General features: G+C 50.4%; 20 protein-coding genes. All 20 read left to right on the top strand.

Features of this window, described 5'->3' with window-relative positions:
- The first annotated feature begins 221 nt into the window (after window positions 1-221).
- The 20 genes from LBCZ_RS16390 (at window position 222) to LBCZ_RS09745 (ending at window position 18,296) form a co-directional block, all read left to right on the top strand.
- Entirely contained in the window at window positions 222-413 is a 192-nt protein-coding gene (locus LBCZ_RS16390; RefSeq protein WP_010491756.1) for a hypothetical protein, read from the top strand.
- A gap of 269 nt (window positions 414-682) precedes the next feature.
- Window positions 683-1,180 carry a MarR family winged helix-turn-helix transcriptional regulator gene (locus LBCZ_RS09835; protein WP_010491754.1) on the top strand — a complete coding sequence of 166 codons (498 nt, stop codon included), beginning with the start codon at window positions 683-685 and terminating at the stop codon, window positions 1,178-1,180.
- A gap of 23 nt (window positions 1,181-1,203) precedes the next feature.
- Window positions 1,204-1,569, top strand: a complete 366-nt coding sequence (locus LBCZ_RS09830) for a rhodanese-like domain-containing protein (RefSeq protein ID WP_010491752.1) — start codon at window positions 1,204-1,206, stop codon at window positions 1,567-1,569.
- 94 nt (window positions 1,570-1,663) lie between these two features.
- A complete protein-coding gene (locus LBCZ_RS09825) occupies window positions 1,664-2,860 on the top strand; it encodes an iron-containing alcohol dehydrogenase (protein WP_010491750.1) in 1,197 nt (398 codons plus the stop codon).
- 47 nt (window positions 2,861-2,907) lie between these two features.
- Window positions 2,908-3,876 carry an alpha/beta fold hydrolase gene (locus LBCZ_RS09820; protein ID WP_010491748.1) on the top strand — a complete coding sequence of 323 codons (969 nt, stop codon included), beginning with the start codon at window positions 2,908-2,910 and terminating at the stop codon, window positions 3,874-3,876.
- 419 nt (window positions 3,877-4,295) lie between these two features.
- On the top strand, window positions 4,296-4,733 hold the full coding sequence (locus tag LBCZ_RS09815; RefSeq protein ID WP_010491746.1) for a 3-hydroxyacyl-ACP dehydratase FabZ family protein: 438 nt from the start codon (window positions 4,296-4,298) through the stop codon (window positions 4,731-4,733).
- Window positions 4,734-4,803: 70 nt separating this feature from the next.
- A complete protein-coding gene (locus tag LBCZ_RS09810; RefSeq protein WP_005684753.1) occupies window positions 4,804-5,253 on the top strand; it encodes a MarR family winged helix-turn-helix transcriptional regulator in 450 nt (149 codons plus the stop codon).
- Window positions 5,254-5,268: 15 nt separating this feature from the next.
- On the top strand, window positions 5,269-6,228 hold the full coding sequence (locus LBCZ_RS09805) for a beta-ketoacyl-ACP synthase III (RefSeq protein WP_025012995.1): 960 nt from the start codon (window positions 5,269-5,271) through the stop codon (window positions 6,226-6,228).
- A 68-nt stretch (window positions 6,229-6,296) separates the two neighbouring features.
- Entirely contained in the window at window positions 6,297-6,536 is a 240-nt protein-coding gene (locus tag LBCZ_RS09800) for an acyl carrier protein (protein ID WP_010491736.1), read from the top strand.
- Between the two features lie 23 nt (window positions 6,537-6,559).
- Window positions 6,560-7,549, top strand: coding sequence for a nitronate monooxygenase (locus tag LBCZ_RS09795; RefSeq protein WP_025012994.1), 990 nt, complete (start codon window positions 6,560-6,562; stop codon window positions 7,547-7,549).
- Window positions 7,550-7,575: 26 nt separating this feature from the next.
- Window positions 7,576-8,499: an ACP S-malonyltransferase gene (locus tag LBCZ_RS09790; protein WP_025012993.1), complete on the top strand. Its 924-nt coding sequence runs from the start codon at window positions 7,576-7,578 to the stop codon at window positions 8,497-8,499.
- Window positions 8,496-9,224: a 3-oxoacyl-ACP reductase family protein gene (locus LBCZ_RS09785; RefSeq protein ID WP_010491731.1), complete on the top strand. Its 729-nt coding sequence runs from the start codon at window positions 8,496-8,498 to the stop codon at window positions 9,222-9,224. The genes LBCZ_RS09790 and LBCZ_RS09785 overlap by 4 nt, the downstream gene beginning before the upstream one ends.
- A 22-nt stretch (window positions 9,225-9,246) precedes the next feature.
- The gene (gene fabF, locus LBCZ_RS09780) at window positions 9,247-10,467 is read left to right on the top strand and encodes a beta-ketoacyl-ACP synthase II (RefSeq protein ID WP_010491729.1); all 1,221 of its coding nucleotides are present in this window, start codon (window positions 9,247-9,249) and stop codon (window positions 10,465-10,467) included.
- A gap of 5 nt (window positions 10,468-10,472) precedes the next feature.
- Complete coding sequence (gene accB / locus LBCZ_RS09775) at window positions 10,473-10,910, top strand: acetyl-CoA carboxylase biotin carboxyl carrier protein (protein WP_010491727.1); 438 nt, start codon at window positions 10,473-10,475, stop codon at window positions 10,908-10,910.
- A 377-nt stretch (window positions 10,911-11,287) separates the two neighbouring features.
- Window positions 11,288-11,728: a 3-hydroxyacyl-ACP dehydratase FabZ gene (gene fabZ / locus LBCZ_RS09770; RefSeq protein WP_010491726.1), complete on the top strand. Its 441-nt coding sequence runs from the start codon at window positions 11,288-11,290 to the stop codon at window positions 11,726-11,728.
- Window positions 11,729-11,765: 37 nt separating this feature from the next.
- Complete coding sequence (locus LBCZ_RS09765) at window positions 11,766-13,148, top strand: acetyl-CoA carboxylase biotin carboxylase subunit (protein ID WP_010491724.1); 1,383 nt, start codon at window positions 11,766-11,768, stop codon at window positions 13,146-13,148.
- The gene (locus tag LBCZ_RS09760) at window positions 13,130-13,945 is read left to right on the top strand and encodes an acetyl-CoA carboxylase carboxyltransferase subunit beta (RefSeq protein ID WP_010491722.1); all 816 of its coding nucleotides are present in this window, start codon (window positions 13,130-13,132) and stop codon (window positions 13,943-13,945) included. Before LBCZ_RS09765 ends, LBCZ_RS09760 begins: the two co-directional genes overlap by 19 nt.
- Before the next feature lie 355 nt (window positions 13,946-14,300).
- Complete coding sequence (gene accA, locus LBCZ_RS09755) at window positions 14,301-15,074, top strand: acetyl-CoA carboxylase carboxyltransferase subunit alpha (RefSeq protein WP_010491720.1); 774 nt, start codon at window positions 14,301-14,303, stop codon at window positions 15,072-15,074.
- Between the two features lie 98 nt (window positions 15,075-15,172).
- Entirely contained in the window at window positions 15,173-16,354 is a 1,182-nt protein-coding gene (locus tag LBCZ_RS09750) for an SAM-dependent methyltransferase (RefSeq protein WP_010491718.1), read from the top strand.
- Between the two features lie 463 nt (window positions 16,355-16,817).
- Complete coding sequence (locus LBCZ_RS09745; RefSeq protein WP_010491716.1) at window positions 16,818-18,296, top strand: sucrose-6-phosphate hydrolase; 1,479 nt, start codon at window positions 16,818-16,820, stop codon at window positions 18,294-18,296.
- The last annotated feature ends 20 nt before the right edge of the window (window positions 18,297-18,316 follow it).

Raw genomic sequence — 18,316 nt, 5'->3', positions numbered from 1 at the left:
AGTTGCTAACCGAATTTGAATGATGGAAGCTGTTTCTAAATCTTTGAACAAAGTTAAGAAGCTCAATATACTGAAGATTTGCAGGATGTACTTACAGAAACCCACTGTTAGCATCATGTAATTAACTTAAATAACAAAAAAATCAAATACCCCCTTGGCGCTTGCAAAGAAACATGCTAAACTATGCACAAATTCAGCAAGCAGAAAGGTGTCCCTTATCATTGATTGGCGCGTCGAATGAAGCGTTATTTGCACTATTATTTCCTAAAGACTTTCCGACACTGCTAGTGGCCAAACAGGCACGGCGCATGTTGTGTATTCGTGCCGCGCATGGCAACCAGGAGGCAGCTCGACTATTACGTGTTCGGTCAACGCCGATACATGTGGTTTATGCCGTCAAAGTCAGCCATTAAAACGAGTTTTACCTCTGAGTCCGACTATTTGGTCGGGCTTTTTTGTTGTGAGCGCGTCATAGAAAGTGAAGGGCAGCCCAATTTCCGCCGAAAATAGAACGAGTCGAAATCGTCTAGCTCTGGCAGTCACAAAACTCTGTGTCACTGCACGTGGCAAATAAGTTAAATTTAAAAAAGATGGCACACAAACTTTCCTTCGTGCTTGACACGATGAACAATACAGCAGATAATCATATTGTTAGCCGGCTAACAATATAGGAGGATGACTTGTGAGTTTTGACTTTACTGACCGACCGGATGCACATCGGCTTGAGCTTATGCGCAAAGCTTATCCCGATGTAGATACGCAATCGGTTTTAACTTTTTTGAATTTTCGTGCCTGTTTTCGTGCAGTTGCTGCCGATTACCAACGGGTTTTGGATCGCTTTGGTTTGACTGAGTCGCGATTTTTGATTTTAATGTTTCTTTATCACAATCAGCCACAGGCGTTGGGTATTACAACGTTGGCAACCAAACTTGGTGCAACAAAGGCGACGACCAGCAAACTGGTCAGAGGAATGGTCAAAAGCGGCTTGGTTGAAAAAGTATCAACAGCTGCAGACAAACGCGCAACGCTTATACAGATGACACATGCAGGTGCGGAATTGCTCGATCGGTTTTTACCGGTGAATTATCAAGCTGTCAATCACCTATTCAGACATTTGACTCACGATGAACAGGTTCAACTCAATCATTTATTGGATAAGTTATTGCCAGATACGCAATAACAGACAGAAAGGGGCTCATCTCCATGGAACAAGCTAAAATTGATTTGCTAAAAACATACCTAAGTCTTTATATCGACCATTTCACCGTCCTTAAAGCCTTGAACGCGGGAGACGACACCTATGAAATCTTGGATGTTCGAAATGCTCCAGCTCAAGCAAAGAAAGTTCAAATTAAAGGGGCACATGCGTTACCTGTAAAAGATCTCGCAAGTCAGGTTGATCAACTCGATCATGACAAAACATATGTCGTTTACGACTGGACAGCCGGGACGACTTTGGGCAAACAAGCCCTGCTTATTTTACTGACGCACGGCTTTAAAGCATTTGAACTCGCAGGTGCCCTAGAAGGATGGCGAGGGATGAACTTGCCAGTTGAACCGGTTCAATAAAAGTGAAATTTTAAAGCACCAACAACATTTCTATTTCAATCGCAATAAAGGTACAATTAAATTGATAACAGGTGAAAGAAATGGAGATGGCACTGTGAAGAACTTTCGGTTTAAAAATCCCACTGACATTCGCTTTGGGACAGGGCGGCTTGACGTTGAACTGCACGATGCTGTGAGTCAATTTGGTTCGCGGGTTCTTTTTGTTTATGGCGGACACTCAATCAAAAAATCCGGACTTTACGATACGGTAAAAGGTTTGCTCGCAGATTTGCAACTTACCGAATTGCCGGGGATTGAACCCAATCCTAAAATTGCTTCGATTCGCGAAGGCCAGAAATTGGTTAAAGATAACGACGTCGAAGTGGTGCTGGCAGTCGGCGGCGGCTCGGTAATTGACGCAGCCAAGGTCATCGCCAGCGCGAAGTTTTATGACGGCGACCCATGGGACTTGGTCAAAGATCGCGGTGTGACCCGGCACAAGTTGCCACAGTTACCGGTCGTGGACATTTTGACCTTAGCCGCAACCGGCAGTGAAATGAATAGTGGTTCGGTCATTTCCAATCCGGAAACCCATGAAAAGCTTGGCACCAACGGACCGAATACCCCAGCGGTGTCGTTTCTTGATCCAACACTGACTTATACCGTTCCGCATCGCCAAACCGCAGCCGGTTCGATGGATATTTTCAGTCATTTGCTTGAACAGTATTTTGATCGCTCTAAAAACAATGACGCTAGCAAAGGTATGATGGAAGGCCTCATGCGAACGGTGATTAAGTGGGCCCCGATTGCGGTTAAAGAGCCGGACAATTTCGATGCGCGCGCTAATTTGATGTGGAGTGCGACGATGGCACTTAATGGTGTCATGAGCGTTGCCAACGAAAATGGTTGGACCGTGCACAGCCTTGAACACGAGTTGTCGGCTTATTATGATATTACGCATGGTGTCGGTCTGGGTATTTTAACCCCGCGGTGGATGGAATATGCGTTGACCAAGGATTCGACAACGGCCGAGATGTTTGCCCGCTTTGGTCGCCATGTCTGGGATCTTGAAGGGGACGAAACTTATGCCGTTGCGCAAGCGGCAATTGACGAGACCTTTGACTGGATCCAGCATTTAGGCTTTCCGATGACACTGCCGGAAGTCGGCATTGCCGATGAACGCCACTTTGATGCGATGGCGACGGCTGCTGTGGCCAATGCCAGACTCGAGACACGTGCGTATGTGCCGTTGTCGGAAGAAGATGTCAAAGCCATTTATCAAGCCGCGATGACTGACGGCTTAACGGCATAGCTGATGGTTTTGGTTGATTGTTTGATGATTGACGAGGGGGAAAGTTTGTGACGCAACCGATTCTTGAACATGATTCAGTCGCTTTTCAGGCAGCGCGCAACGCCGAAAACCAGCTATGGGCCGATTTTAACCTGAAACCCAAGGCGCGTTGGTTTAAATTGCCACCAGACGATTTGCGAGTCAGAGTGCTTGAATTCGGCCATGGGGATCCTGTGCTTATCATTCCCGGCAATACCGGCGATCCTTACCCGTTTGCGCCGCTTTTACCGCAACTGGCCGGTTATCACTTGTTTGTGCTGGCACGGCCAGGTGGGGGCTTAAGTGACGGATTTGATCATGAACAGGTGGATGTACACCAATTTGCAGTCGATTTAATCGGCCAAATCATGGACAAGCTTGACTTGAAATCGGCGCCGATTATTGCGCATTCCATGGGCGCACATTGGGCAACTTGGTTTGCATTGGTGCATCCAGAACGCGTTGACCAGCTGATTCTTTTAGGCAATCCGGGGCGGATGTTAATGACCAAAACGCCTGGTGTGCTCAAGATGGCGATGATGCCGGGCTTGGGGCAGTGGTTTATGAAGCGCCAGATCCCAAAATCTGCCAAGCGCGCATGGGGACCGCTTCACCGCATGGGCACTGATCCAGTGGCGGTCAGCAAGTTGCCGCAAAGCTTTGCCGCGTGCGTCTACGCCTTTGACCACTTACCGAATTACGCGGTATCGACCTTGTCCTTGTTGCGCAGCATGAATTCAGAGAAAAACCATAATGGCCTTGGCGAAGACCAACTACGGCACCTTTCCGTACCCACCACCCTTATTTGGGGCACGAATGACGCGCTTGCAAGGCCAGAGTTAGGTCAGGAAATTGCGGCAGTGGTGCAACATGGCGAACTGGTGACCATTAATGGTGCTGGCCATGAGCCGTGGATCGACGACCCCGAAAAAGTGGGCACCATTATTCGCTTGAAGTTGAAGGATAGTCGGTTGCGCGCTGCACTTAGCCGCCGGTAATTGATCAGTACAAGTGAATTCTAACCAAAAAAATTATATTTTTAGCGGTGATCGGATGTCTTGCAACGGTCATCGCGTTTTTTATTTTGGTCAGAAAAGCGGGCCGCAAAAACTCAATTTTTCAAAAATTATTTTTTGTATCCGTTCACAGTTTATGGCATGCCTTAAATCCCACAACAAAGTTATCTGGGACCGCCTTCATTCGCTTGTGCCTATATTCTCACAAAAGAATATAGGCGAAAAAGGTTTGACAATCAAAACAGTTCTGCATATGCTTTGAACATCCAATTAATCTGGTTGGACAAAAGAGCGAAAGCATGTGAGCGCCTGATCCAAGCGGAAGTTTTTGTTTTGTTTGGCGACAAGATAATCTTTTCTGCAAGTGCTCAATTGCGATCGTGGTTAAAGGAGGCGAGGCTATGACAACTTTGGATACCTCAACCATACAGACGCTGATTCCGAATCGTTATCCTTTGTTCTATATCGATCGGGTCTCCGAACTAGTACCGGATGAATCCATTGTCGCGGAGAAGTATGTCAGCGTGGCAGAGGATCATCTGGTTGCTTATCTGCCGGGCGAGTTAACCATGCCGCCGACGTTGATTATTGAGACGCTGGCCCAAGCGGCATCAATCCTGATTTTGAAATCACCAAAGTTTGCCGGTAAAACCGCTTATCTGGCAAGTATCGGCAAAACAGAATTCCTGAAGCCTGTCCCGACTGGTAGCGTTTTGACGCTGGCAGTCAAAATGGGCAAGGTTCGGGCGAACATGGGGGTGGTCACCACGACCGCCAGTATCGGTGATGAGCTCGTCTGCCACGCAGAATTGCATTTTGTGGTAGAAGCAAATGCTTAGTTCACTTGACAGGCTTTTTTTTTCAACTGATACTTTGAATATCAAATCAGTTGTACATGGAGGCACACCAATGTCCCAAAAGCCAAGCGTCAAGCGGATTAATGATAAACTCATTCGCGTTTATTCAGATATCCTACGAATGGAAGAAGAGGAACTGCGCAAAAGTCAGTTCCGGGATTTAGGTATTAAAGAAATGCACACCATTGATGCGATTGGTATTCATGCGACACCCAGCTCAAGTGATGTGGCCAAAAAGCTGCATGTGACGCAAGGAACCCTAAGTGTGGCGATTAACAATCTGGCACGCAAAGGGTATGTCGAACGACTGCATCTTGAGTCGGACAAACGGGTCGTGAATCTGCGACTTAGCCGCAAAGGGCGCCTAATGTATCGCGCCCACCTTGCCTTTCACCAGAAAATGGTTGCAAGTTTTGTTAAAGGATTTACCGAGCCGCAAATCGAGTTGATCGAACGCGCGCTGGATAATCTCAATGAATTTATTGACGAATATCGTCATTAGAAAGAAGGCCCCGTCTTGGAGATTCTGGCCAGTGCTTATTCGGTACCTGCCACGCGTGTTGAAAATGAGCAGTTACGTCAATTTATGGATACATCTGACAGTTGGATCAGAGAACGTACGGGGATTAAAACCCGCCATGTGGTCACCGATCAGCGTAACTTTGATCTAGCGTATGATGTTGCCCAGAAGCTTTTGACGAAGTCGACGACGAGTGCCGACCAGCTTGATTTCATCATCGTGGCGACCATGAGCCCGGACTATGCAACCCCGGCCGAGGCAAATCGCCTGCAAGCAGCACTTAATGCAAATCATGCATTTGCATTTAATCTCAACGTTGCCTGCGCCGGTTTTGAGTATGCGTTGCACGTTGCCGATCGACTGATGACCAGCCCGACGGTTCATCAAGGTTTGGTCATCGGAAGCGAAGTGCTTTCCCGATTGGTTGATTGGCATGATCGCCGCACAGCAGTGTTGTTCGCTGATGGTGCTGGTGGCGTTTTGATCAGTGATCAAGGCGCGCCGGTGCAGGCAGTTGACCTCAAAAGCTTCGGCGATACCGAGATGGTACTGTCAGCTGGGGCTCAAGGCAATCAAAGTCCGTTTGCGGATGCGGCTGAAGAACCTTCAGCTTATTTCAAAATGAACGGCCGGGCGGTTTACCAATTTGCCATCAGTGAAGTCCCACGGTCGATTCAGCGAGCGCTGGATCAAGCGGCGATGACCACGGATGATATCGATTGGTTCCTGCTTCATCAAGCAAATGCCCGCATTGTTCAATCCGTGAACAAAAAACTGAAAGTTACTGCCGACAAGTTTCCCATCAACATTGATGAGTATGGCAACACCAGCGCAGCCAGCGTGCCGATTCTGTTGGCACAATTAGCTGAAAGCGGTCGCCTGAAACGGGGGCAGAAATTGGTCCTCAGCGGTTTTGGCGGCGGCTTATCAGTCGGGTCGCTGATTATGACGTATTAATTCGAATATCCCAGTAGACTGACCGAAAAAACGGTCAAACCACTTAATTTAAAGGAGAACATTTTAACATGACAAACGAAGAAGTATTGCCTAAGGTACAAAACATCATTGCTGACCAATTGGACAAAAACGCTGAAGATGTTACGTTGACAACCAACTTCAAGAATGATCTGGATGCAGATAGCTTGGACATTTTCGAAATCATCAACGAAATCGAAGACGAATTCGACGTTAAGATCGAAACCGATGAAAGCATCGAAACGGTTGCTGATCTGGTAAACTTCATCACTGAAAAGACCGAAGCTTAAGACAACTGGAGAGGAGTGGGCCAATGAGTCCATTAATGGAACGCTTAGGCGTTAAGTATCCGCTTTTTCAAGGCGGCATGGCATGGGTTGCTGACGGTAAATTAGCTGCGTCGGTTTCTGAAGCCGGTGGTCTTGGTATCATTGGCTCCGGTCATGCCCCTGCTTCGTGGGTTAAGGAACAGATCGAAGTTGCAAAATCAATGACAGACAAGGCGTTCGGTGTGAACGTGATGCTGTTATCGCCTTTTGTCGAACAGGTTATTGATGTCATTGTTGATGCCAAGGTTGCCTTGGTAACCACAGGCGCCGGCGATCCTAGCCGCTATCTGGAACGGCTCCAGCAAAATGGCACCGTTGTGATGCCGGTGGTGCCGTCTGTTTCTATGGCCAAGCGCATGGCGCGTGATGGCGTGGACGGTGTGATTGCTGAAGGCATGGAATCCGGCGGTCACATTGGCAGTATCACGACCATGGCCTTGGTGCCACAAGTCGTTGATGCCGTTGATATTCCGGTTGTTGCGGCCGGTGGGATTGCCGATGGTCGCGGTGTTGCGGCCGCACTCAGCCTGGGTGCGATCGGCGTTCAAATGGGCACCCGCTTCCTGACATCAACTTCAAGCCGGATTCACCAAAACTATAAAGATGCGGTGATCAAGGCGAAAGACGTGGATACGCTTGTTACCGGTATGTATGTCGGTCATGCAGCCCGCGTGCTGAAAAACCCGATGAGTCGTAACTACCTGAAACTGGAAAAGGAAATCGCCTTGTCCGGTACGACTGACTTTACCGCTGTTGAAGAATTAGGTAATGGCAGTTTGCGTAAAGCTGTTCTGGAAGGCGATCGCGATCATGGTTCATTCATGGCCGGTCAAATTTCCGGTTTGGTCAAGCGCGAAGAAAGCAGTCAGGACATCGTTGAAGAAGTCATGCAGCAGGCAAAAGAGATTTTGGCCGGCTCAAAAATGGCTGACCTTCTCACAAGTACGACTGCGGATGCATTTCCACGTCAGTAAACACATGACAAGGAGGGTTCCATCTGTTGCAATTTGCTTATGTGTTTAACGGCCAAGGTGCCGAGGTCCCCGGAATGGGGATCGATTTTTACCAGAATACTTTGATATTCAAAGAGATTATTGACCGTGCCGACGCCGTTTTGGACTTTGACTTGCCTGAGTTTTTGGCCAATGGCGATTTTGCCGCGCATCCGGATGACTTGCAGCCGGCGTTGGTGGCTTATAGTGTGGCCATGCATGAAGTCGCATTCGCTGAATTACCACCGGAAACGGCTTTGGCCGGATTGAGTCTGGGCGAGTACAGTGCGCTGATTGCTGGCGGCGGTCTTAGTCTGGAAGACGGACTTAAATTAGTCGCGGCGCGCGGTAAAGCGATGGCGACGGCTTGTCAGAATCGGCCAGGTGGTATGTTGGCGGTTATGAGCGGTGATCAGGCGGTCATTCAGGAAGCCTGCGAACAGGCACCGGATGTTTGGCCGGCCAACTACAACGGCCCCAAGCAAACGGTTTTGGCAGGCACCCATGAAGCCTTGGCAGCCGTTGAAAAATGGCTAAAAGCACAAGGCGTCCGCGCCATTCCGTTGCATGTGGCTGGCGGGTTTCACAGTCCCTTAATGGCAAGTGCCCAACCGCAGTTGCAGGTAGCGTTGAAACAGGCCAATGTGTTTGAACCAGTGATTCCGGTGATCAGCACCACCGCGCTCAAACCGTTTACGGCGCGCAATATGCGTTCCGTGCTCGCCGCCCAGGTTGCGGAACCAACCAAATTTGCGGCGGTGATCGCGCAACTGAAGGCTGAAGGCTTCGATACGATCGTTGAGTTGGGTCCCAAACCGGTGCTTAGCAAGATGATTAAGCGGATTGACCGTAAGATGACAACGCATCTGATTAGTGATGCAGCGAGCCTCAATGAGGTCGCCGATTTGAATAACGGAGTGAAGGCAGATTGAAATTAACTGATAAAACCGCGATCATCACGGGTGCCTCGCGTGGCATCGGTGAAGCGATTGCCAGAAATTTTGCGCAGGCAGGCGCCAACTTGGTGCTGAATGCACGCCACGAATTTCCGGAAACTTTGATCAAAGAATTAGAAGGCTTTGGCCACGGGGTTGTCACCGTCTTAGGCAGTGTCGATGATCCAGCCACTGGTGAACAGCTGGTAGCTGCAGCCTTGGATCAATTCGGCAGTGTGGATATTTTGGTCAATAATGCCGGTATCAATGATGACATGTTGGCGATGCGGATGAAACCAGCCACTTTTGCCAAGGTCATCCAAGTTAACTTAGATGGCACTTTTTATGTGACCCAACCTGCCTTCAAGAAAATGATGAAGGCGCGTGCCGGGGTCATCATTAACCTCGCCAGTGTGGTCGGATTGACCGGCAACATCGGGCAGGCGAATTACGCTGCCAGCAAGGCCGGCATTATCGGCCTGACCAAAACACTGGCACGTGAAGGGGCGATGCGCGGCGTGCGCGTCAATGCGATTGCGCCGGGGATGATCGCCACGGATATGACCGCAGCATTGAGCCAATCCAGTCAGGACCAGATCTTAGCGGAAATTCCGTTGAAGCGCTTCGGCCAACCCGAAGAAATCGCGCACACGGCCCGCTTTCTGGTCGAAAATGCCTACATAACCGGACAGACTTTGACAGTCGCCGGCGGGTTAGGTTAAGGACATGAACGGAGGAATGACATTGCAACGAGTAGTCGTAACCGGAATGGGTACCGTGAATCCACTGGGTCATTCAGTCGCTGAAACCGTAGCGACGATGGACGCTGGCAAAGTCGGTATTCAACCTATCACCAAATTTGATGCTGAAAAAACCGGCATCACAGTCGCTGGTGAAGTCAAAGATTTCAAACCTGAAGCACGCATGCAAAAGCGTCTCAGCAAGCGATTGGATCTGTTTACCCAATATGGTCTTTACAGCGCCATTGAAGCCTACGAGCAATCCGGGCTGACCAAAGACGCCGTTGATGCTGATCGTATGGCCGTTATTTTCGGATCAGGGATTGGTGGTTTGACAACCATTCAGGAACAAGTGACGAAGATGTATGTAAAAGGCCCGGATCGGGTGAGTCCACTGTTTGTGCCTGAAGCCATTAGTAACATGGTTGCCGGGACCATTTCCCAATATTTTGGTGCCCACGGTCCTAGTTATGTGGTGGTCACAGCTTGTGCCTCTGCCACGAACGCCATTGGCGAAGCAGCGATGCGGATTCAAGCTGGCAAAGCCGATGTTGTGATTACGGGTGGCGCCGAAGCATCCGTCAACGAAATCGGAATTGCCGGATTTGCGGCGCTGTCAGCTTTGTCCAAAACCGCAGACCCGACCCAAGCAAGTTTGCCATTTGCGGCCGATCGTAACGGTTTTGTGCTTGGTGAAGGCGGCGGTACGCTGATTCTTGAAAGTCTTGACCATGCCCAGAAACGCGGCGCCAAGATTTTAGGCGAAGTGGTAGGTTATGGTGCAACTAGTGATGCGTATCACATGACTGCTCCTGATCCGAGTGGTGCCCAAGCCGCCCGCGCAATGCAGCTGGCTGTCGAAGAAGCCGGCATTCAGCCTAGTGACGTGGGTTACATCAATGCGCACGGTACGGCCACCAAAGCCAATGATGCCATGGAAAGCAAAGCTATTCATGATCTTTTCGGCGACAACGTGCTGGTCAGTTCGACTAAAGCACTGACAGGTCATCTGTTAGGTGCGGCCGGTGCCATTGAAGCAATTATGACTTTGAGCGCGTTGCAGGATGGTCGGTTACCGATGAACGTCGTGGACGCGGCACAAGATGAAGACTGCCCCATCACCTTGGTCAACCAAGACAATCGTGATACCACAGTTGATTATGCCTTGAGCAATTCCTTTGGCTTTGGCGGCCATAATGCGGTCTTGGCCTTCAAAAGGTGGTGAGTGTCATGGACACCAAAATGATCGAATCCTTGATTAAGCAGTTGGAGCAAAGTTCTTTGAACGAGCTGGAACTGACGCTCGGCGAGGATTCCCTGCATCTCGTCAAAGCGGGTCCGGTCGCACCGGCACCGGCTGCTCCGGCTTCCAATCCGGTGCCAGCCACACCGGTCAACCCGACACCGGCTGCCCAACCTGAACAACCCGCCGGCACCGCCATCAAGGCTCCGCTAGTCGGTATCGTTTACCTGGCACCCAAACCAGGCGCCGATCCGTATGTCAAAGTCGGCGACCACGTCAAAAAAGGCGAAGTTGTCTGCATCATCGAATCGATGAAAATGATGAACGAAATCAAAAGCACCGTAACCGGCACGCTCAAGGCTGTCGAAGTCGACAATGAGAGCTTGGTCGAATATGATCAGCCGTTGTTTACGGTCGAAGAATAAGCGGCGTAGGCAGGGCGTAGTTCATTACAGAGAAATTGTAAGGGATCTAATAATCCTAGTGCCAAGACGGAGCAATCGTAGGCCAGATGGGGCTCAGTGGTGAAATTGTTGTTGGTGGGGCGTCTTTTGCCCCGCCTACAACAAGGCCGAGCTTTGAGACTCTGCCGGTTTTGCAGAGGCTCAAAGTCGCGCCCACCACTCTAGCTTCGCGTCGCCACCCCAGCTGGCCGGAGAGTGCGGAGCTTGGCACGGCATGGAACAAATTGCCTAAAATTCTCTGTATAAGCAGAACTATCCCCCTCCCTTGATTGCGCTTAGAAAAACGTTGAGCGCAGCTGCTAACCTAACAAACGCGTTTTAAGGAGGAATTTTATTCCATGCTCGAAACCAAGAAAACACTTGAAGCACAAGAAATTCAGCAAATTCTACCGCATCGCTATCCGATGCTCATGATCGACCGAGTACTGGATCTTAAACCCGGCGAATCAGTTGTGGCCCAAAAGAATGTTTCCATCAACGAACAGATTTTCCAAGGTCATTTTCCTGGCAACCCGATTTTCCCGGGCGTCTTACAAATTGAAGCCATGGCGCAGGCCGGGGCAATTGCCTTGTTGTCAATGCCAGACTTCAAAGGCAAAACCGCCTATCTTGGCGGCATTAAAAAAGCCAAGTTCCGCCACATGGTTCGTCCAGGCGACGTTTTGCGGATCGAAGTCACCTTGGAAAAACTGATTGACCATGCTGGCTTAGGCAAAGGCAAGGTATACGTCGGCGAAGACATGGCCTGCAGTGCCGAACTCGTTTTTGCCATTGGCTAACATCGCCGGATTCAGACTCGTGTAAGGAAGTGGAACTGTGTTCAAAAAAGTACTCGTTGCCAACCGTGGCGAGATTGCGGTCCGCATCATCCAAACCTTGCGGGAAATGGGCATCACCTCGGTGGCGGTATTTTCGAATGCCGATCGCCACAGCCTACATGTCTCGCTGGCAGATGAAGCGATTTGCATCGGCGGTCCGCGGGCAACCGACTCTTATCTGAATATGCGCAATGTTGTCAGCGCCGCCATTTTAAGCGGGGCTGAAGTTGTGCATCCGGGTTTCGGTTTCTTATCCGAAAATGCCGAGTTTGCCAAGTTGGTGACCGATGCCGGCCTGGCTTTTATCGGCCCTAAGCCAACCGCAATTGAGCAAATGGGTGATAAAGCGGTCGCCCGCCAGACCATGATTGATCTTGGAGTGCCAGTGATTCCCGGGAGCCGTCCGTTGCAGGATGTCGATACGGCGTTGGCAGCGGCTCAGGCAATCGGGTATCCCTTGATGCTTAAAGCCAGTGCTGGTGGCGGCGGTAAAGGGATCCGTAAGCTGACCGACGCCGATGCGCTGACCGCCGAGTTTGCCGGTGCCCAGGCAGAAGCCCAGGCAGCGTTCGGCGACCCAACGATGTATCTGGAAAAGGTAATTGTGCCAGCGAAACACGTCGAAGTGCAGGTGCTGCGCGATCGGCAAGGCCATGTGAGCGTCTTCCCTGAACGTGATTGCAGCTTACAACGCCACAGTCAAAAAATGATCGAAGAAAGTCCGTGCCCAGTGTTAACATCCGCTGAGCGAGCCAAGCTGTTGCAGTTGGCAGAAACTATTGCCAATGGCGTTGATTATCTCAATGCCGGCACCATTGAATTCTTGATGGACAAGCAACATCATTTTTATTTCATGGAAATGAACACACGGATTCAAGTCGAACATCCGATTACCGAAATGGTGACCGGTGTCGATTTGGTTCGCGCACAGTTGCAGATTGCTGCTGGCGAAGACGTCGAATTGACGACGCCCGAGCCATCTGGCGTTGCAATTGAATGTCGGCTCAATGCCGAAGATCCTGACCATCAATTCATGCCCGATGTCGGCACCCTGAATCAGTTGCGGTTCCCGACCGGCGGCTTAGGTTTGCGGGTTGACACCGGCGTTGCGCCTGGCGATAAAATCAGCCCTTACTATGATGCGATGATTGCTAAGATCATTGTCCATGGGCAAACCCGCCAAGAAGCATTGGCAAAAATGCACCGCGCCTTGACCGAATTGGATGTTCAAGGCGTTAAAACCAACCGTGACTTTGCGCTGGCACTTTTCCAGGCACCCGTTGTATTGGCCGGTAAAGCCGATACCGCTTATCTTAACCGCGACTTTTTGCCGCAATGGCAGGATGAAAGGAAGGATGCTGCATGTTCCAACCACAACTAACCCAAGAAGCGCTTGCTCGTGAAGCGGCCTTGCCCGAAAACCTGTGGATTCAATGTCCATACTGTAAGCAAGGCAGCTATCGGGAAAGTTTAGGCGATGCTCAAGTCTGTCCGCATTGCCACTACGGCTTTCGCATCACGGCCAAGAAGCGGTTAGCGCTGGTGGCAACCGAAACAACTGAATGGGACGCCGATCTGGTCACAACCGATCCGCTTGACTTCCCCGGCTACGACAAGAAACTCGCAGCGGGACGGCAGGCGACCGGCTTAAAAGATAGCGTCTGGACTGGCCAAGCTAACATTGGCGGCCAAGTCTGTGGCCTAGGCATCATGGATCCTAAGTTTATGATGGGCTCTCTGGGGACCGTGACTGGCGAGCGCTTAACGCGTTTATTTGAAAAAGCCACAGAAGCCAGCTTACCGGTTGTCTTGTATTGCGCAAGCGGTGGTGCCCGGATGCAGGAAGGCATTCATTCACTGATGCAGATGGCTAAGGTTAGTGCGGCGGTTAAAAACCACAGCAATGCCGGCCTGCTTTACATCAGCATTCTCACTGATCCAACCATGGGCGGTGTGACCGCCAGCTTTGCCATGCAAGGCGACATCACCTTGGCCGAACCCCACAGCTTAATCGGTTTCGCTGGCCGTCGCGTCATCGAACAGACCATCAACCAAAAACTTCCCCAAAACTTCCAACGCGCCGAAACTTTGCTGCAAAGTGGCTTCATCGACGCTATCGTGCCGCGGAGTGAGCAGGAAGCTTATGTGGGGGATTTGTTAAAAATGCATAGAGCGTGAGCAGGAGCGCTTAGAGATCGGAGTGTAAGTGGCCTCAAGCCTAAATGGCTGGGTTTTGGCCATTTAGGCTTGAGGTCCTTACACGTAGATTTCTGCGACTGCGAACGCGTTTGTGCGCAAGAAAGCCACAGTCTGGGTTTAGGCCATTGCGACCAAGGCCCTTACACGCAGGCTCCTGCGCCAGTGAACGCGTTTGTGTGCAAGAAAGCCACAGGCTGGTTTTGGCCATATAGGCTTGAGGTCCTTACACGTAGATTTCTGCGACTGCGAACGCGTTTGCATCATAGAACGTCCCGTACACCTATTCTCACCCTATCTCCCCAAGTACTAACCGAATCAAGGAGGCCATTTTCGCATGCCAAAAAAAGAAACTTCAGCCTACGCAACCGTTCAGGCGGCCCGTGCACCGCGGCCGTACCAAACCCGTGAGCTCATCAATGGTCTGGTCACCAATTTTCATGAATTCCATGGTGATCGGCAGAGCCATGATGACCCGGCGGTGATCGGCGGCATCGGCTGGCTAGATCAGCAAGCCGTGACCGTCATTGCGACTGACAAGGGCAATGATTTGACGGAGCGGCTGCAGACCCATTTTGGCAGTCCTGAACCGTGGGGATACCGGAAAGCGTTGCGCCTCATGAAACAGGCTGCTAAGTTTCACCGGCCGATTGTCACGCTGATCAATACACCGGGTGCTTACCCAGGTAAAGAAGCCGAAGCGAACGGGCAAGGAGCAGCGATCGCTGACTTACTTGTGACCTGTTCGGATCTGCCGACGCCGATTCTGGCTATTTTAGTCGGTGAAGGTGGCTCAGGCGGTGCGCTTGCCTTGGCGTTTGGGGATGAAGTCTGGATGACCGATAAGAGTATGTATAGCATTTTGTCACCGGAAGGCTTTGCCGCGATTTTGTGGAAAGATGCCAGCCGCGCGAAAGAAGCAGCTGAAGTGATGCAGCTGACACCGCAGGATCTGTTGGCAAAAGGGGTCTGTGACCGGATCGTTCCCGATACCGGTGCGGATTTTCCGGCAGCGCTCAAAGCCGCAGTGAAGCCCAAACTGGCTGAGCTGACGGCCATGGATCCGCAAAGCTTGGTTGCCAAGCGCCAGGCGCGGTTCCGGCAATTTTAATGAAAACGGCACCACACCGTCCATTTTTACGGCGGTGTTTTTTCTTTGGTTAAAAAGTTTTATAATTACTTTTGTAACTTTTCGAAACGGAGGCCATCATGCTCGAAAAAAAGTTCTACCATACCATGTTCAGTCAATCTTTTAATATTCCGGTCCGGGTTGAATATTGGGACCATACCGAAGAGACCTTTGGCACCGGCGAACCAACGATCACAATTAAAATGAAAAAAGCTATTCCTGTACGTCAGCTGATCAAAAATGCTTCGCTGGCATTAGGTGAAGGCTATATGCGTGGTGACATTGAGGTGTTGGGTAGCAATCGACCATTGCAACGCCTGATTGCGTCGGCTTATGCCAATGCCGGCAGTTTTATGCGCAGCAGCAAACTCAGACACTTTCTGCCTAAACAAAGCCACACCGAGCGTAAGTCGAAGGAAGATATTCATTCGCATTACGATCTCGGCAATGACTTTTATAAATTATGGCTGGATCCGACGCTGACGTATTCCTGCGCCTATTTTGAAAACTGGGATGACGATCTGGAAACCGCTCAGCTGAATAAAATCGATCATATTCTGCGTAAACTGAATCCGCAGCCCGGGCGTACCTTGCTGGATATCGGCTGTGGCTGGGGAACGTTGATGTTGCGGGCGGCTAAGATTTACCACCTGCATGTTGTCGGCATTACCCTGAGCAAGGAACAATTCAAGCTGGTTTCCGATCGCATTGAAGCCGAGCATCTGACGGATGTAGCTGAAGTGCTGTATATGGATTATCGCGAACTCGATCGCGAGCCGTTTGATTACATTACCTCTGTCGGTATGTTTGAACACGTCGGCAAGGAAAACCTTGAAGGCTACTTCAAAGATGTTGCTAAACTACTTAAAAATGATGGTGTTGCCTTGATCCATGGTATTACTCGGCAACAAGGCGGAGCATCAAATGCCTGGATTGATAAGTACATTTTCCCGGATGGCTATATTCCGGGCATGACGGAAAATCTGGGTCATATTATCGATGCGGGGATGCAGCTGGATGATCTGGAACCGTTACGGCGTCATTATCAGCACACGCTCGAACTCTGGGATACGAATTTCAACAATCACCGGAATCCGATTCAGCAAAAGTTCGGTTATGAGTTCACCCGGATGTGGGATGTCTACCTGCAGGCCGCAGCTGCCAGTTTTGAGGCCGGCAATATCGACGTCATGCAGTATTTGATTAGTAAAGGCCCGTCAGGCAAGGACTTGCCGGCGACCCGTGACTACATGTACGACTAGTGAGTCGGTTGTGACGACTTTTTGGTCAGATATGGGTGATCTGAAAGCTTGTAAGATGCTTAACACAAAGAACAACTTAGCGTCACAAAATGTTCAAACATGGTCGGTAGTATTAACAGCATAGAAGTGAGCCACCCACTCATTCCTAAACCCCAACCAACTTTTTCATTTCTACTCCTCCAAAGTGAAGTCGCCGATCGGCCTCCATCCGATCGGCCAAGCCCGAATCCCGTAGCAAGCAGCTGCGGGGTTTTTGTTTGGTGAGCGCGAATTATTGAGTTATATTACGAATGAACTCTTAAAGGGTTAGGCATGATGTTCCAAGCCGTCACATTTTTGCCGTTAAATCCCAGCACATCAAGCACAATGGAAAAACTAAAGTTATTTTGTTCACGCTTTCATTGACATTGCCATTAACTCAGATAAGATAAGGGTATTATTTCAAACACAAGGTGGTAAGTACATGACCGATTCAATTGAGCATATGGCAAAGCGTTATCAGCCGTATTCAGCTTGGACACCGGAATACGTGGCTAGCTTGAAAGCTCAAGTCGCCGCAAGTAAGTGGCGGACCAAAACCCATGTTCAACCAGACACCGGCTTGATCAATGATCCGTGTAGTCTGAACTTTTTCAACGGCAAATGGCATCTTTATTATCAGCAGTTTCCATTTGGCCCCGTTCATGGCCTGAAGTCGTGGGCGCATGTCGTCTCAAAAGATTTATTTAACTGGCGGCGGGTGCCGGGGGATCTTTTGCCGGAGGACGAGCATGATGCGCAAGGGGCTTATACTGGCTCTGCGCTGGTGACGCATGGCACGTTGCGGATCATGTACACCGGGAATGTGCGTGACGAACAATGGCATCGGCATGCGACTCAACTGGGTGCGGTGTTGGGTGCGGATAGTCGGCTGTTTAAAGATCCTAAGCCGTTGATTGCTGCGCCACCAGCTGGGTATACCCAAGAGTTTCGCGATCCGTTTCTTTTCAAATATCAAGACAAAACCTATGTCCTAGTGGGCGGCCAGCGTGCTGATCACACTGGCGCTATTTTGTTATACGAAAAAAAACCGGACAAGACTTGGCGTTTCGTGGCGCCGCTCGGGATCCCGGACGAGTTTTGCGGTTACATGGTTGAGTGCCCTAACATCGCCTTCATTAACGGTAAGGTTGTGTTGGTTTATTGTCCGCAAGGGTTGGATCAGGACTTTTTCGAATATGAAAATGTTTTCCCTAACATTGCGCTTGTGGCCGATAGTTTTGATCCTGAAACCGGTGCCTTGACGCATCAGCACTTGCAGAACATTGATAAAGGCTTTGACTTTTACGCGACTCGGCTGGCCAATACCGAAAAGGATGGCACGCTTGCGATTTCGTGGTTAGGCTTGCCGGACACGAGTTATCCAACTGATGACGATGGCTGGGAAGGCGTATTGAGTTACGTGCGGAAGCTGGATCTCCGCGATGGGCATGTTTGTCTGGTGCCGCATCCAAACGTTGAGACGTTGCGCGAGACTGCGGATGATAGCTTGCCGACTGTGACACAGACGGCCGACAACTGGTCAGTGGCCGACTTAACCGGTGCCTTCGAACTCACGATGACGCTGGCGGCCGGACAGAAGACGACGCTGCATATTCCTGACGGCGATCATGATCAGTTGCTGATTAACCTTGATTCCGATAGCGGGCAGGGTATGGTGCAGCGGGAGAACCGCAATAATGGCGGTAGTCTGCGGCAATTTGGTTTTCCAGCAGGTAAGACCGTGACGATTCGGTTGTTCATTGACGTGTCCGTTTTCGAGCTTTTCATTGACGATGGCTATCGCGTGGTTTCCGGCCGGTTCTTTGGCGACACCTGTCCCAGTGCCGTGCGCGTCACCCCGGCAGCTGCGGTCAGCGCGGTGCAGGCATGGAATTTGCGGAAGGATAACGGCGGGTTGTGAGGCCGGCGAATGCAGGATTA

The organism is Lacticaseibacillus casei DSM 20011 = JCM 1134 = ATCC 393 (assembly GCF_000829055.1).
Lineage (GTDB): Bacteria > Bacillota > Bacilli > Lactobacillales > Lactobacillaceae > Lacticaseibacillus > Lacticaseibacillus casei.
This window is presented reverse-complemented; position numbering and strand designations above follow the sequence as displayed.

Excerpts from the sequence above, each read along its gene's own strand:
- LBCZ_RS09830 (WP_010491752.1), top strand. The coding sequence starts at position 1,204 with ATGGAACAAGCTAAAATTGATTTGCTAAAAACATACCTAAGTCTTTAT.
- LBCZ_RS09815 (WP_010491746.1), top strand. The coding sequence starts at position 4,296 with ATGACAACTTTGGATACCTCAACCATACAGACGCTGATTCCGAATCGT.
- LBCZ_RS09810 (WP_005684753.1), top strand. The coding sequence starts at position 4,804 with ATGTCCCAAAAGCCAAGCGTCAAGCGGATTAATGATAAACTCATTCGC.
- LBCZ_RS09800 (WP_010491736.1), top strand. The coding sequence starts at position 6,297 with ATGACAAACGAAGAAGTATTGCCTAAGGTACAAAACATCATTGCTGAC.
- LBCZ_RS09795 (WP_025012994.1), top strand. The coding sequence starts at position 6,560 with ATGAGTCCATTAATGGAACGCTTAGGCGTTAAGTATCCGCTTTTTCAA.
- accB (WP_010491727.1), top strand. The coding sequence starts at position 10,473 with ATGGACACCAAAATGATCGAATCCTTGATTAAGCAGTTGGAGCAAAGT.
- fabZ (WP_010491726.1), top strand. The coding sequence starts at position 11,288 with ATGCTCGAAACCAAGAAAACACTTGAAGCACAAGAAATTCAGCAAATT.
- LBCZ_RS09760 (WP_010491722.1), top strand. The coding sequence starts at position 13,130 with ATGTTCCAACCACAACTAACCCAAGAAGCGCTTGCTCGTGAAGCGGCC.
- accA (WP_010491720.1), top strand. The coding sequence starts at position 14,301 with ATGCCAAAAAAAGAAACTTCAGCCTACGCAACCGTTCAGGCGGCCCGT.
- LBCZ_RS09750 (WP_010491718.1), top strand. The coding sequence starts at position 15,173 with ATGCTCGAAAAAAAGTTCTACCATACCATGTTCAGTCAATCTTTTAAT.
- LBCZ_RS09745 (WP_010491716.1), top strand. The coding sequence starts at position 16,818 with ATGACCGATTCAATTGAGCATATGGCAAAGCGTTATCAGCCGTATTCA.